At 50.5% G+C, this 11,604-nt stretch carries 15 protein-coding genes and 1 riboswitch; of the genes, 5 read left to right on the forward strand and 10 right to left on the reverse strand.

Annotation, left to right across the window (positions count from 1 at the left end; genetic code table 11):
* Nucleotides 1-31: 31 nt before the first annotated feature.
* Nucleotides 32-481: a toxin-antitoxin system TumE family protein gene (locus tag DEP07_RS14190; protein ID WP_122964389.1), complete on the reverse strand. Its 450-nt coding sequence runs from the start codon at nt 479-481 to the stop codon at nt 32-34.
* A complete protein-coding gene (locus tag DEP07_RS14195; protein WP_122964388.1) occupies nt 465-1,193 on the reverse strand; it encodes a helix-turn-helix domain-containing protein in 729 nt (242 codons plus the stop codon). The genes DEP07_RS14190 and DEP07_RS14195 overlap by 17 nt, the downstream gene beginning before the upstream one ends.
* A gap of 335 nt (nt 1,194-1,528) precedes the next feature.
* Between DEP07_RS14195 and DEP07_RS14200 the strand changes: the two genes are divergently transcribed.
* Nucleotides 1,529-1,729 (forward strand): hypothetical protein, encoded by a 201-nt coding sequence (locus tag DEP07_RS14200; protein WP_122964387.1) that lies wholly within the window; start codon nt 1,529-1,531, stop codon nt 1,727-1,729.
* Nucleotides 1,730-2,154: 425 nt separating this feature from the next.
* On the opposite strand, the gene DEP07_RS14205 is transcribed toward DEP07_RS14200, so the two are convergent.
* Entirely contained in the window at nt 2,155-2,331 is a 177-nt protein-coding gene (locus DEP07_RS14205; protein WP_217022211.1) for a hypothetical protein, read from the reverse strand.
* Nucleotides 2,332-2,349: 18 nt separating this feature from the next.
* Nucleotides 2,350-2,844: a hypothetical protein gene (locus DEP07_RS14210; RefSeq protein ID WP_287102630.1), complete on the reverse strand. Its 495-nt coding sequence runs from the start codon at nt 2,842-2,844 to the stop codon at nt 2,350-2,352.
* A 183-nt stretch (nt 2,845-3,027) separates the two neighbouring features.
* Here DEP07_RS14210 and DEP07_RS14215 point away from each other — a divergent pair, with 183 nt between their 5' ends.
* Nucleotides 3,028-3,165, forward strand: coding sequence for a hypothetical protein (locus DEP07_RS14215; RefSeq protein ID WP_167470293.1), 138 nt, complete (start codon nt 3,028-3,030; stop codon nt 3,163-3,165).
* A 52-nt stretch (nt 3,166-3,217) separates the two neighbouring features.
* On the opposite strand, the gene DEP07_RS14220 is transcribed toward DEP07_RS14215, so the two are convergent.
* The 6 genes from DEP07_RS14220 to DEP07_RS14245 form a co-directional block, all read right to left on the reverse strand.
* Nucleotides 3,218-3,382 (reverse strand): hypothetical protein, encoded by a 165-nt coding sequence (locus DEP07_RS14220; protein WP_167470292.1) that lies wholly within the window; start codon nt 3,380-3,382, stop codon nt 3,218-3,220.
* Nucleotides 3,383-3,497: 115 nt separating this feature from the next.
* Nucleotides 3,498-4,352, reverse strand: a complete 855-nt coding sequence (locus tag DEP07_RS14225) for an energy-coupling factor ABC transporter ATP-binding protein (protein WP_122964385.1) — start codon at nt 4,350-4,352, stop codon at nt 3,498-3,500.
* A 4-nt stretch (nt 4,353-4,356) separates the two neighbouring features.
* A complete protein-coding gene (gene cbiQ, locus DEP07_RS14230) occupies nt 4,357-5,148 on the reverse strand; it encodes a cobalt ECF transporter T component CbiQ (protein ID WP_122964384.1) in 792 nt (263 codons plus the stop codon).
* The gene (locus DEP07_RS14235) at nt 5,145-5,429 is read right to left on the reverse strand and encodes an energy-coupling factor ABC transporter substrate-binding protein (protein ID WP_063230912.1); all 285 of its coding nucleotides are present in this window, start codon (nt 5,427-5,429) and stop codon (nt 5,145-5,147) included. The genes cbiQ and DEP07_RS14235 overlap by 4 nt, the downstream gene beginning before the upstream one ends.
* On the reverse strand, nt 5,426-6,190 hold the full coding sequence (locus tag DEP07_RS14240) for an energy-coupling factor ABC transporter permease (protein ID WP_287102631.1): 765 nt from the start codon (nt 6,188-6,190) through the stop codon (nt 5,426-5,428). The genes DEP07_RS14235 and DEP07_RS14240 overlap by 4 nt, the downstream gene beginning before the upstream one ends.
* Before the next feature lie 148 nt (nt 6,191-6,338).
* A riboswitch (cobalamin riboswitch) is annotated at nt 6,339-6,534 on the reverse strand.
* A 151-nt stretch (nt 6,535-6,685) separates the two neighbouring features.
* Nucleotides 6,686-7,777 carry a quinone-dependent dihydroorotate dehydrogenase gene (locus tag DEP07_RS14245; protein ID WP_122964383.1) on the reverse strand — a complete coding sequence of 364 codons (1,092 nt, stop codon included), beginning with the start codon at nt 7,775-7,777 and terminating at the stop codon, nt 6,686-6,688.
* A 147-nt stretch (nt 7,778-7,924) separates the two neighbouring features.
* On the opposite strand from DEP07_RS14245, the gene DEP07_RS14250 reads away from it, so the two are divergent.
* From DEP07_RS14250 to DEP07_RS14260, 3 genes are read left to right on the forward strand one after another with little or no spacing between them, the layout of a single operon-like run.
* Nucleotides 7,925-9,025: a GerAB/ArcD/ProY family transporter gene (locus DEP07_RS14250; RefSeq protein ID WP_287102632.1), complete on the forward strand. Its 1,101-nt coding sequence runs from the start codon at nt 7,925-7,927 to the stop codon at nt 9,023-9,025.
* Nucleotides 9,015-10,397 carry a spore germination protein gene (locus DEP07_RS14255; RefSeq protein ID WP_287102633.1) on the forward strand — a complete coding sequence of 461 codons (1,383 nt, stop codon included), beginning with the start codon at nt 9,015-9,017 and terminating at the stop codon, nt 10,395-10,397. The genes DEP07_RS14250 and DEP07_RS14255 overlap by 11 nt, the downstream gene beginning before the upstream one ends.
* Nucleotides 10,394-11,569 carry a Ger(x)C family spore germination protein gene (locus DEP07_RS14260; RefSeq protein WP_287102634.1) on the forward strand — a complete coding sequence of 392 codons (1,176 nt, stop codon included), beginning with the start codon at nt 10,394-10,396 and terminating at the stop codon, nt 11,567-11,569. The genes DEP07_RS14255 and DEP07_RS14260 overlap by 4 nt, the downstream gene beginning before the upstream one ends.
* Nucleotides 11,570-11,604 lie beyond the last annotated feature (35 nt).

The raw sequence follows: 11,604 nt of genomic DNA on the forward strand, positions 1-11,604 counted from the left end.
TGTCTACTCAAAGGAGATACTGTCATACCGTCTATTTGCGATTCTTTTTTACATAAACGGAATCTCGAATGAATTCAAGGACGTTATTGAGCTCCATGTATCTCTCATCTTTGACTCTTAATGTTAACTTATCGTCCGCATCGTTCGCCTTCTTGTGCAAATGAAACGGGTCAAATTGTGCAACACTCGGGTCCGTTTCTTCTGGATGATAATGGGCATGGAACTTCAAAAACATCCTGTTCTGACTGTCTGCCCAGTCGTAATAATAGGCTTCGAGCTCCTGTCTGGCGTTTACAAATTCTACGCAGTACATCTTACTCATGTCATCTCGAAACACAATAACTTTTGATACAACGGAAATGACATTTGAATTGTAATAAGGCAAATCCTTTGCACTTCCAGGGCGAATTTCCTCAATGATATCCTTAAAGAGTAGATTCTCAATCAAGTGGAAGTTACTTTTACTAATCCCCAGCGACATCGCGTGTCCTTTCTAAAAAGAAAGCCCACATCGACTTGTCCGTATCTTCCTCGTCCGATAGTTGGTTCCATTCTTTTTTTCCTAGGGTGTCTGCGAACTTTCCGCCGTACTTATGTTCAAAGTGGTCCACATATCTTTGATAAAGCTCAGATTCAGAGACTTTTTCTCTAGAATCCCATTCTTCTTGCTCCCTTTTCCAGGACTCTACAGCATCTTTTACTTGAAAACGTACGCCTGATGCTGGATTATGGTACCAAGTATCTTCTGGAACCTTCACATGCTTGTTTTCTCCTGCACGTAATATGCCGTTAAAATGTCCAGCAGCAATCCATTTGTTAATCGTGGTTTGCGAAACACCAAAAAATGTAGCAAGTTCCCCAGTCGAATATTCCTTCGTCATCGACCTTCTGGATGAAATCGAAAGTACGGCATCATTACTTCTTGCGGTTCTTAGCGCTTTCATATAAATGGAATACAATACTTCGTTTGCTGCTGGATTATCTGAAAGGAATTGAAAATCGTCCCATTTTGCCCTGATCTCTTCGGTGTTCGGTAAAAGTTGAATAAGCATTTTGATAAACAAAGTGCGAAACTCCACATCATCAACCAAACTGCGTTTGTACCACTCAGATACATTCACATCTGGTGATTTCAGTTCTTCAAGTTTTGTCTCTATTCGCCTTTCATCCAACATTGTTAATGACACAAACATCACCTCTCACTCCCATTCTATCGAGAACTGAAACTAACTGCAACCAACTAAAATCATCTGTTACCATTATTATTGCTAAATTCACGATTAATACCTTTTGATAGTAGATAAGCTACAAATAGAATGCCCTTCCCAACAAAACAGGAAGGGCTTTTTGGCATTGACGAAAACAGACTCGATCCGCAAACGAGAGCAAGAACCCCCCACTTCCCCCTCAACCCCCACGCCATTTTTCCATTTCCGAGCACAGCATTCACAAGCACTTCCATATGGAAAATTTAGACAAAAAACCCACCTGCTTCTGCTACCTTTAAGTGCGGAAGGAGGTGATTTTCATGACCCAGCATCTGTACTTCATCGTCAACCTTCAGGATGCGTTGCAATTTAGCCACGGGCTTACGCGACTAGGATTCACCCACTATTATCTCGTGCCCCGCGGCAATCAGGTCGCATTTGTTTTCGAACGGACTTCGACCCACAACCGCATCATCCTGAGGCGTTTCTTCGGTGCAGATGGCGTGTCCCCTCACATCTAGACTAGCATCCGACTGCTGCTCTTTTATCAGGGCAGCAGTCCCTATTCGTCCACACACATCCGCCATTTTTCGGGCATAGGATGCCTTATCCTGACGCCTCGCCTCTCAAACAACGAAGAAAGGATTGTCTGCTGCTTTTCACACCGCGCCCCCATACAGGCGAGGACGAAAGAAGTAACGCAGCCCTCATCTGCCAACGGACCACCCAGCTTATCGCGGCAAAAAAAAATGGCGCCGACTATTCTGCACGATTAGTCGAACGCCTATCCCCAATTGCGAACTTATACTAGATGACATTATGTTTATCGGTTGCGCAAAAACTGGCGTTTATATATAAATAATGGAAAATACACAACGCAGCGGAAGTCCTTCCGCCTGATCCAAGAGAAACTTTTTGACGCTCGCTCCTCGCATTCGCCTTTTGCTCAGTTACTCTTCCCTGCTTTTTCCAAGCTTCCGACCCGTTTCTCCAGCTCAGCCAGCTTCTTGCGAAAACTAGACCAAACGGCAAAATAAGTAACAATTCCTACTGGCATCCCAATCAAAATCAAATCCAAGAAAAAAGATACCCAGTCAAAAGCGACAGCACCAAAGTCCAACATTCCCATTAACCTCCATGATCAAGCAAATCCCTTTTTCCACTGCTCCTTCAGTTCCCGATACGTCTCTCCATATTGGATGGCATGCTCGATATGCGAATATTTCAGCACCAGATCGTCGCCCTTGCTCTCACAGCACGCGAAAAACAAGCTTTCCATCAGGTTGTGGTTTTCAATGGAGTTGGTGATATGGATACACTCGTCCAGCGAATCGCTGTCGTCGCGCTTGTAAAACAGAAAAGTCCCTTCCTTGAACGGGCCTTTCTGGGTTGCGTCCTTCCAGATCAGCATGCCGAGCGTGATGAAATAGCCCTCCTTGAAGCGGATGACACCTGTAATCACAGAATCGATCGTGGTTGGAATGATCGCGATGGAGCTGCTCAACTGATGCACATATTCATACAAAGCTTTGTTCGTTTCCTTCAAGTCAAAGATGGAAACGTGGACAAGCTCTTTTTCTCTCAATTTCTCCACAAGCTGCTGAACACAGAGCGTCTTATTCAAAGCTGAAATCACAATCTCACCACTTCTCCCGTTTTAAGTAGGTCCATTCTCTTTTATTCGCTAAAAACAGACATTTCCCTACAAAATCCGGCCGACATTTCTCAAGATGGCAAAGTTGTGCGTATACCCATTTCCGTCCGAACGGCTCCGCATATGATACAAGGGACAGATAACCTATGGAAGAGAGGCTGAACCATGAAGCAGAACAGTGGTTTTTCTGCGGAAGACCTGGCGTTGATGGCGGCCGTTGTGGTTCTGCTGGGCGATTTCTTGGCCTTCTTGTCCATTTTGAAAGAACGGCAAGAAAAAGAAGACAAAGGGAACAACAACTGAGCAAAAAAGCCCCTCTCGTTCTTGTTAGCCGAGAAGGACCTTTCGGTAATGACTACGATTTTCCTGTCAAATATTCGTCTTTCGCTTTCTTTTCCTTTTCTTCGGTCGTCATTTCCTTTTCCAACACGTTGAACATGAGCTGATCTTTGACCTTCTCGGGAAACTCTTGTTGCTCCTCGCCAGCAAGCGAAGAACTCATCAACGAATCGTGCTCCATCAGGGATACCTCCAAAAGGAATTTTACGGATAGAATACCCTTGGATTGTTCTTGCCATGCGTCAAGAAATCGCGCACAACAAAAAACGGCCGCCAGCGCGACCGCTTCTCCGTCGCTAACGGACAGCAACCTGTCCAGTCAGCAGACGCTTTTTCAATTCCTCCAGCGAACAAGGGACGCGCTCTCCAGCTTCTTGTCGCCATTCCTGCGGCAAAGCTTCCCACACGTCAGCGATGAGCGGCATGCCGAGATGCAGGCTTTCCAGCAGCTCCCTTTGTGCCAATGCCTCTTGCGGCTCTCCGGCAAATACGAGTTTGCCCGCGTCCATCACGCAAATCCATTCCGCCCACTCAAACGCGATATCCATATCATGCGTCGCCATTAGCACCGTCGTCCCGTTTTGGTGAATCGCATCAAGCTCGCGCAAAAGATTTCGCGTCTGATAGCGGTCGAGATACGCCGTAGGCTCATCCAAAAGCAACAGCTCCGGTTCCAGCACCATGACCCCGGCCAAAGCCAGTCGACGCTTTTGCCCCAGGCTCAGGTGATGAATCGGCACGTCAGCAAGCTCAGTCATCCCGAACGCCTGAAGAATCGCCTGTACCTTTTGGCGAATCACGTCCGCCGGCAGGTTCCGGTTGCACAGCCCGTAGGATACATCCTCCGCTACGGTACTGGCGATCAGTTGGTGCTCCGGGTCCTGGAAGACAAGACCGACTTTTTGCGTCATCTCCTGCAAGGCAGCGCGTTTGTAGCTGAGCGGCGTCCCTTTCCAGCTCACTTGCCCTTGCTGCGGCTGGATGATCCCGTTCCCGTGCAAAAACAAAGTAGATTTGCCGCAACCGTTTCGTCCGAGCAGCGCGCATTTTTTCCCTTCTGGAATGCCCAGGGACAGTCCGCGCAGCACAGGGCCGCGGCCACCCGGATAGGCGTAGTGCACGTCAGCAAATTCCAACAGCCATGATGTCAAAGCATTATCCCCCTGTCCACCACTCCAGCAAAATCAGCAGAACACAGCCTGCTATCGACTCCCATTCATATCGTCTGGAGCGGGAATGACTATGCAAAGAAAGCACCTGCAAGCTTTCCCCGAAGCCTCTGGCTGCCATCCCTTTGTACAACGCATCGTATTTGCGCATCGCCCTGACGAACAGCTGGGCAGCCAGACCGCCGATGTCGCGCATCGTCGCGCGAAATCCCCGGTGCCCGCCACGCGAGCGCTGAGCAATCCACAACTGATGGGAGACGCCGAGCAACACGAAAATAAAGCGGTACATAATCATCAGCAAATCCGTAACGATGACCGGAAGCCGCAGCTTGCGCAACACCTGCAAAATCTCGGCAAACGGCACCGTAAACAAAATAAAGGAAAAGCAGGCAAGGCTGGCCATCGTTCGCCAAAACAGCACCCACACCTTGCTGATGGCGCTCGCTGGAACGTAAATCAAATAAGGGCCGACATGCCACGCCACTGCCATCTGAGTCACAGGAGCTGTCTCCGCCCTTGTCGCTTCCAACAGAAGTGCAGGCAAACCCAAAACAAAGAACGAGAGAGACAAAAGAAGAAATCCGAAATAGAAACGGACGGGAATACGGGCATATCCGATCACCCATACTCCCATCCAAATGCAAATCGCCATTTGCAACCACTCATGTCCTGTCAAAACGAGCAAAATCAACGCGCTCGCAAACAGAAGCTTGTGTTCCGGCGGCAAAAATCTCAGACGGTTTTGATACGAAAGAGAGTCAAGCTGCTGCCAGTTCATTTTTTGTTTTTATCCAGCCGACCTTTGTACAAGCCCATCGCATAGCCGACAATGCCCGCTCCCAATGCCGCTTGCACGGCAAACAGCAAGCTCTCCGTCTCGCCTCCTGGCGGTTCAAGCAGCGGCTGGAACCACGGCTCGTACGCAGGGGCAATCTCCTTGATCGCTTCCTCTGCCGCTCCGTCCGCTCCGCCGAACTCCGAGTCCTGCACCAAAAGCAACGGCACGATCGCAAGCACGACGACACCCAGGAGCAGCAGCCAGTTCATTCCTTTTTTCACAGCGATTCCTCCCGTTTCAGCAAGCGCAGCTCCGCCAGCTCTTTTGCATTGTAAGATTGAAGCCAGTTCCAGACGAGCACGGTCAGAAGCCCCTCGCTGATCGCCAACGTAATTTGTGTGATGGCAAAAATGCCAGCGAACTTGGCGAAAGAAGCCAATACCCCGCCAGACTCAGCCGGAAAAGCCAGCGCCAACTGAACAGATGTCACTACATAAGTCGCCAGGTCAGCAAGAGCTGCCGCAGCGAAGACAGCCAAACGTTGTCCTCCGTTGGCACGGACAATCAGGCGGTACACCCCGTAAGCCACCATCGGCCCGACAACCGCCATCGAAACGGCGTTGGCGCCAAGCGTGGTCAATCCGCCATGCGCCAACAGCAAGGCTTGGAACAACAGCACCAGACTGCCCAGCACAGACATCACCCACGGGCCGAACATGATCGCCCCAAGTCCTGTTCCGGTAGGATGGGAGCTGCTTCCCGTCACCGAAGGAATTTTCAAAGCAGACAGCACGAAAGCAAAGGCACCTGATACGCCAATAAGCAGCTTCATTTGCGGGTGTTCTTTGACGATTTTGTTTAACGAACGAATGCCAAGAATGAAGAACGGAATAAATACTACCCACCAGAACAACGCCCACGACAGCGGCAAATACCCTTCCATAATGTGCATCGCGTAAGAAGTTTGCGGTTCATTTACGAGAAAATAAAGAACAAAGCCCGCAATCAATAAACAGGTCGAGACAAAGCGTGATCGATTCAAGGCAACTTCTCCTCCTTTGCTGTTCTTTTTACCGTTTTTTCCAATCAAAAAAGCCCCATCCGATAGCAGACGAGGTATGCGCACAAAACAATAGACATGAACTTCTGTCCAATTGCTCCGTATTCACCGCTCCTTTCCGCGAAGGTCTCCAGGGTGTGGCAAGTAGGTAGGTCTCCTGGCTTTCAGATCGATGCGCTCTTTGTCCTTCCCCATATGAATATGAGTGGAACTTCATCAAAGAGAACTCCCTGATTACAGTGGCGGGACCGCTCGGGACTTTCACCCGATTCCCTGTTACCCTTCGTGCTTATGCACACAAAGGCACCTATTGCCGACAATATCCAATTGTTTGACAGTTCTTGCTTGTCCTACATTATTATACTCAATCGCCCAATCCAGCGTAAAGCTTATTATCAAAAGGCTCCTGCAACCGATGACCTTTTGGCGAATGTCATTGACTGCACGAGCCTTGTTTTTGGTTCTACGTTTTTGATTCTACGCTTTCGCGTCCACGCCAACCGCTTCGCTGATGTGGGAAAAGCCGTCCCGCTGCATCAGCTTGAGCAATTGCTTGTTGATCTGCTTCGAAATGCCAGGCCCTTGATAAATCATGCCAGTATAAACCTGAACCAGGCTGGCGCCCGCGCGTATTTTCTGATAGGCGTCTTCTCCGGTAAAAATGCCTCCGACACCGATAATCGGCACTTTGCCTCCGACTTCCTGATAAATCTCTTTCACCCACGCTGTCGATCGCTCTGTCAGCGGCTTTCCGCTCAAACCGCCCGCTTCCTCGGCGTACCGATGCCCTTGAACAGCTTCCCGCGACAGTGTCGTATTGGTGGCAATAATCCCGGAAATGCCTTCCGCCACAGCCCCTTGCACGACATCGCGCATATGCTCGTCAGACATGTCTGGAGCTACTTTGAGCAAAATCGGTTTTTTCTGAATGCCGCGCGCTTCCAGCTCAGCCGCTTTCTCGCGTATCGCCCGCACCAGCTGGCGCATGCTTTCTGTCTCCTGCAAGTCGCGCAAATTCGGCGTGTTCGGCGAGCTGATGTTAATGACGAAATAATGGCCGTACGCATAGAGCATGTCCAGACACTTGATATAGTCAGAAGCCGCTTCCTCATTAGGAGTGACTTTGTTTTTGCCAATATTGATCCCGATCGGAACATCGGAATAAGCGTAATCTACCAGATGCTGCGAAGCCAAATACGCACCGTGGTTGTTGAAGCCCATTCGGTTGATCACTGCTTCGTGTTCAGGCAAACGGAACAAGCGGGGCCTCGGATTGCCAGGCTGTCCCTGCGGCGTCAAAGTCCCGATTTCCACAAAGCCGAACCCGAGCGCACCGAGCGCATGATATACTTCGGCATTTTTGTCAAAACCGGCGGCGAGTCCTACCGGATTGGGAAAAGTCATTCCCCACAGCTTTGTCGCCAGACGCTCGTCCTTCAACTGGAACATCATTCTGAGCAAGCTTTTTCCCGGAGCAGAATCTTCCATCAGCTTCAAGGCACCAACCGTTTTTTCATGAATCTCTTCCGTATCCATCTGGAACAGATATTTTCTTATGAGCTTATACATCCCGGCTGCACTCCTTACTCCATTTTTACCTCATTGTAGAATACCACACTTTGTTTCTCGTGGGCTAACCTTTATACGCGATACATATTTCCAGTCGAGCAGACAAACTATAACAAAACCAGCGATTTAAAAGGGGACGTATGTTTCATGAAAGCAGACGGAAAAATCGGGATTGGCCAAGCGATCATGGTCATGATGCTCTCAATCGGAATAACCAACCATGTTACCCTTATTCCTCTGCTGCTCAGCAAAGCTGGGCGCGATGCCTGGCTGAGCGTCATTATTGGCGCCATCCCCTTTGCCGTTTGGGCATACGCCCTGTTTTTCATCAATAGACGGATCAGACAGATGTCGCTGTCCCAGTGGCTTCTTTTGCGATCAGGAAAAACCGTCCGGCATCTACTCCTCGCCCCGATCATCCTTTGCCTGTACTTGATGGCCCTCGTCAATTTAATCGATACGCAAACATGGACTACCGTCAACTATTTGCCGCAGACACCGGAATGGGTGACAGCGCTTGCCCTGATCATTTTGTGCGTGTTCGCCTCTTACGGCGGCATAGCTTCTGTCGGCATTACTTCCGGCATCCTGCTGCCTGCCGTTTCGTTATTGGGCATGTTCGTCGCGTTTGGCAACATTCCCAAAAAAGATTATACCCAGCTTTTGCCGCTGTTCCAGAACGGGCTTATGCCCACCCTGCACGCCATGGTGTTTGTAGGAGGAGGATTTACCGAGCTGTTCCTGTTGCTTTTGCTGCAACACCACATTCGCAAACCGCTTCGCGCCGTCCACTATATCATCATGATCGCGATCGTCCTGGTACTGACCCTCAGTCCGCTTACAGGAGCCATCGCCGAGTTCGGGCCTGTGGAATCGACGCGCCAGCGGTTTCCCGCCTTTGAGCAATGGCGGCTTTTGACGATCGGCAAAGACATCGAGAACATGGAGTTTTTCTCGATTTTCCAGTGGCTGTCCGGGTCGTTTATCCGCATTACGCTTTGCTTGCTGCTGCTCGGGGAGCTGCTCGTCCTGCGCACGAAAAAGCAAAGAAAATACGTCATGTTCGTCCTTGGCGCCAGCATGATCGCCCTGACCAGTCTTCCTTACAGCGACATGCAATTCGTGACGTTTCTCTCGAAGATTTACTATCCTTTTTACTTGCTGGTTATGGTAGTCGTCACACTCATCTTGTTCCTGCTGTCGCTGCGAAAACCAACCAGATTGGAGGATGTGAGCCATGACCCTTGAAGAGGAGCTGCGTGATAGATTTGCGCATTGTGCTGATGTCGTCTTCCTGCGGGCTGTCACCCCGAACGATCAGTCTGTGCTCATGCTGTACTGCGAAGGTTTGGCGGACGTACGGCATTTGCAGGAGACGGCTTTGCCTCAATTGGAGCACTGCGTAAATTCTGGCGATCTGCGCTCGCTTCCGCTCGTCCCTTTGTTCACCAATCCGGAGCTGTGGACTGAACGGCTCTTCGCGGGAGACTTGCTGATTTTTTTGGGGGATTCGCCGCCTTTTTCCTGGGACATTTCCAATCGGCCGCAACGGGGTACAGAAGAAGCCAACACGGAAATTTCCATCAAAGGCCCGCGAGACGGCTTCGTGGAGGATTTGTCGACCAATGTGGCCCTCATCCGCAAACGCATGCGAACGATCACACTCGCTTATGAGCCTTTTATTCTCGGCACCCGTTCCCGCAGCCGGATTGCCCTGTTGTATTTGACAGACACGGTCCCTCCCGACCTGCTTGAGATGATTCGCGATCGGCTGATTGCCTGCGAAAACAAAAAAATAATCAACAGTGCGCTGCTGGAAAAAATGCTGAGCGACAATCGCAATTCGTTGTTCCCGCTAGTCGACTATACAGGGCGTCCCGACTTTGCGATTTATTTGTTGCTGCAAGGAAAAGCGGTCATCATGGTGGACGGCTCTCCGCTCGCCCTGATCGCTCCCGTGTCGCTATTGGAGCTGATCAAGTCTCCGGAGGACGATCAGTATCCGATCACGTACGTCTGGCTGGAGCGCATGCTGCGTCTCGGCGGTTTTTGGATTGCCGCTTTTCTGCCCGGGTTCTGGATTGCCTTGTCTGCCTACAATGTCGAGCAGTTTCCGTTCCAGCTGCTCGCCACGATTACCCAAGGACGCAAAGGCTTGCCCTTTTCCGCCCCGATGGAGCTTTTCGTGATTTTGTTCATTTTTGAGTTTCTGCGGGAAGCGGGAGCACGTCTGCCGAAAAACGTCGGGCAAACGCTGGCGCTTGTCGGCGCGTTGATCATCGGAGACGCCTCCATTCGCGCCGGGTTGACTTCGCCCTCGATGCTGTTCGTAGGCTCGCTGACAGTCGTCGCTTCGTTCACTCTCGTCAACCAGGCGCTGAGCGGTGCTGTCACGGTCACCCGTTTTCTTGTCTTCCTCCTGTCGTCTACGATCGGCATGTACGGATTCGTCATCGGAATGATTGCCATCATTTACTACTTGTCCACTTTGACCTCGTTTGGCCGTCCCTACGTGTTGATGGGCTCGTCCAACGTGTTGTCCAATCTGTATCTGGTTCTGTTCCAGCCGCTGGTTTACTTTTTCCGCAAAAAGCCTGAAAAGGACGGGAACACCAAATGAAATACGCCCGCATCGCTTGCGCTTTGCTGCTGCTTGCCACAACGCTTTTGAGCGGCTGCTGGGATCAGAAATCCATTCAGGATTTGAGCTATTTGTCTGCTTTTGGCGTTGATTTTATCAACGATGAATACGTCCTCTACGCCCAGTCTGTCGACCTGTCCAGCGTCGCCAAACAGGAAACGGGAAGCCAACCGGAATCGCCTCCCGCTGCTATTTCAATCGGGAGAGGAAAGACGCTGATGTCCGCTTTTGACAACCTGCAAAAAAACTCGCAAGTGCCGCTGTTCCTCGGATTCGTCTCGTCTCTCGTATTTCACGAGCGCATCCTGCAAAAAGGCATAATCACGACGCATGACATCTTGAACCGCTACGGTTTGATCCGCTATACAAAATGGGTGTTCGCGACGAGGGAGCCGGTCGACAAAATTCTTGGCAATCACGCCCTGACTGGCTTCTCTCCGCTGACGTCCCTGTTGCATCAGCCAAAAGACGTGTATCAGCAGCGCTCCTTTATCGAGCCGACCCAGTTTTACCGCTTCATCAGCAACTTTTGGGACCCTTCGAATACCGTGCTGCTGCCCAATGTCACCATCTACACCCACTCGTGGAAGGAGAACAATCACTACACCTCGCGCCTGTCCATCGACGGGGTGCACGCGCTGCATCGCGGCAATTGGAAAGGCTATTTTCCCAGCCGCGATCTGATGGGCTTGCGCTGGATGAACAAAGACACCGAGTTTGCCGGACTGATCATCCGCGAAAACAACACGCCCAAAGCGACAATCCGCATCAAGCACGTAGGACTGCAAATCGTCCCGCTCACCACCGGGCCGATTCCCCGTTATAAATTGAAGGTGCATCTGCTAGGCTTTGTTCGCGAGCTAATGAGCCCAGTCAGTCCTGCGCACATTCAGAAAAACTCGGAAGAACAGGTCCGGGAGCAAATCAGGGACACCTTTTTAAAAGGATTGAAAAAGGGCACTGACTTGTACGGCCTGGAAAAAGAGTTGTTCAAAAAAGACTACCGGGCCTGGCGGGCGTATGAAAAAGAGCATCGTACGGCGCCTACCGCAGATTCGATTGCCTCGATTCATATACAGGTGCATTTGAGCGACTCAGGCAAAATGAAGATGAACTCCTCCAAATACCCCGACCCGCTCGGCCCTGAGTGAGTAAGGATTTGCCCAATCGAGTAGGAGGGGGCGAC

Origin of the sequence: Brevibacillus sp., from assembly GCF_003521185.1 — a bacterium.
Lineage (GTDB): Bacteria > Bacillota > Bacilli > Brevibacillales > Brevibacillaceae > Brevibacillus > Brevibacillus parabrevis.

Excerpts from the sequence above, each read along its gene's own strand:
- DEP07_RS14200 (WP_122964387.1), top strand. The coding sequence starts at position 1,529 with ATGACCCAGCATCTGTACTTCATCGTCAACCTTCAGGATGCGTTGCAA.
- DEP07_RS14255 (WP_287102633.1), top strand. The coding sequence starts at position 9,015 with ATGACCCTTGAAGAGGAGCTGCGTGATAGATTTGCGCATTGTGCTGAT.
- DEP07_RS14260 (WP_287102634.1), top strand. The coding sequence starts at position 10,394 with ATGAAATACGCCCGCATCGCTTGCGCTTTGCTGCTGCTTGCCACAACG.
- DEP07_RS14245 (WP_122964383.1), bottom strand. The coding sequence starts at position 7,777 with ATGTATAAGCTCATAAGAAAATATCTGTTCCAGATGGATACGGAAGAG.
- DEP07_RS14195 (WP_122964388.1), bottom strand. The coding sequence starts at position 1,193 with ATGTTTGTGTCATTAACAATGTTGGATGAAAGGCGAATAGAGACAAAA.
- DEP07_RS14250 (WP_287102632.1), top strand. The coding sequence starts at position 7,925 with ATGAAAGCAGACGGAAAAATCGGGATTGGCCAAGCGATCATGGTCATG.
- DEP07_RS14215 (WP_167470293.1), top strand. The coding sequence starts at position 3,028 with ATGAAGCAGAACAGTGGTTTTTCTGCGGAAGACCTGGCGTTGATGGCG.
- DEP07_RS14190 (WP_122964389.1), bottom strand. The coding sequence starts at position 481 with ATGTCGCTGGGGATTAGTAAAAGTAACTTCCACTTGATTGAGAATCTA.
- DEP07_RS14220 (WP_167470292.1), bottom strand. The coding sequence starts at position 3,382 with ATGGAGCACGATTCGTTGATGAGTTCTTCGCTTGCTGGCGAGGAGCAA.
- DEP07_RS14205 (WP_217022211.1), bottom strand. The coding sequence starts at position 2,331 with ATGTTGGACTTTGGTGCTGTCGCTTTTGACTGGGTATCTTTTTTCTTG.
- cbiQ (WP_122964384.1), bottom strand. The coding sequence starts at position 5,148 with ATGAACTGGCAGCAGCTTGACTCTCTTTCGTATCAAAACCGTCTGAGA.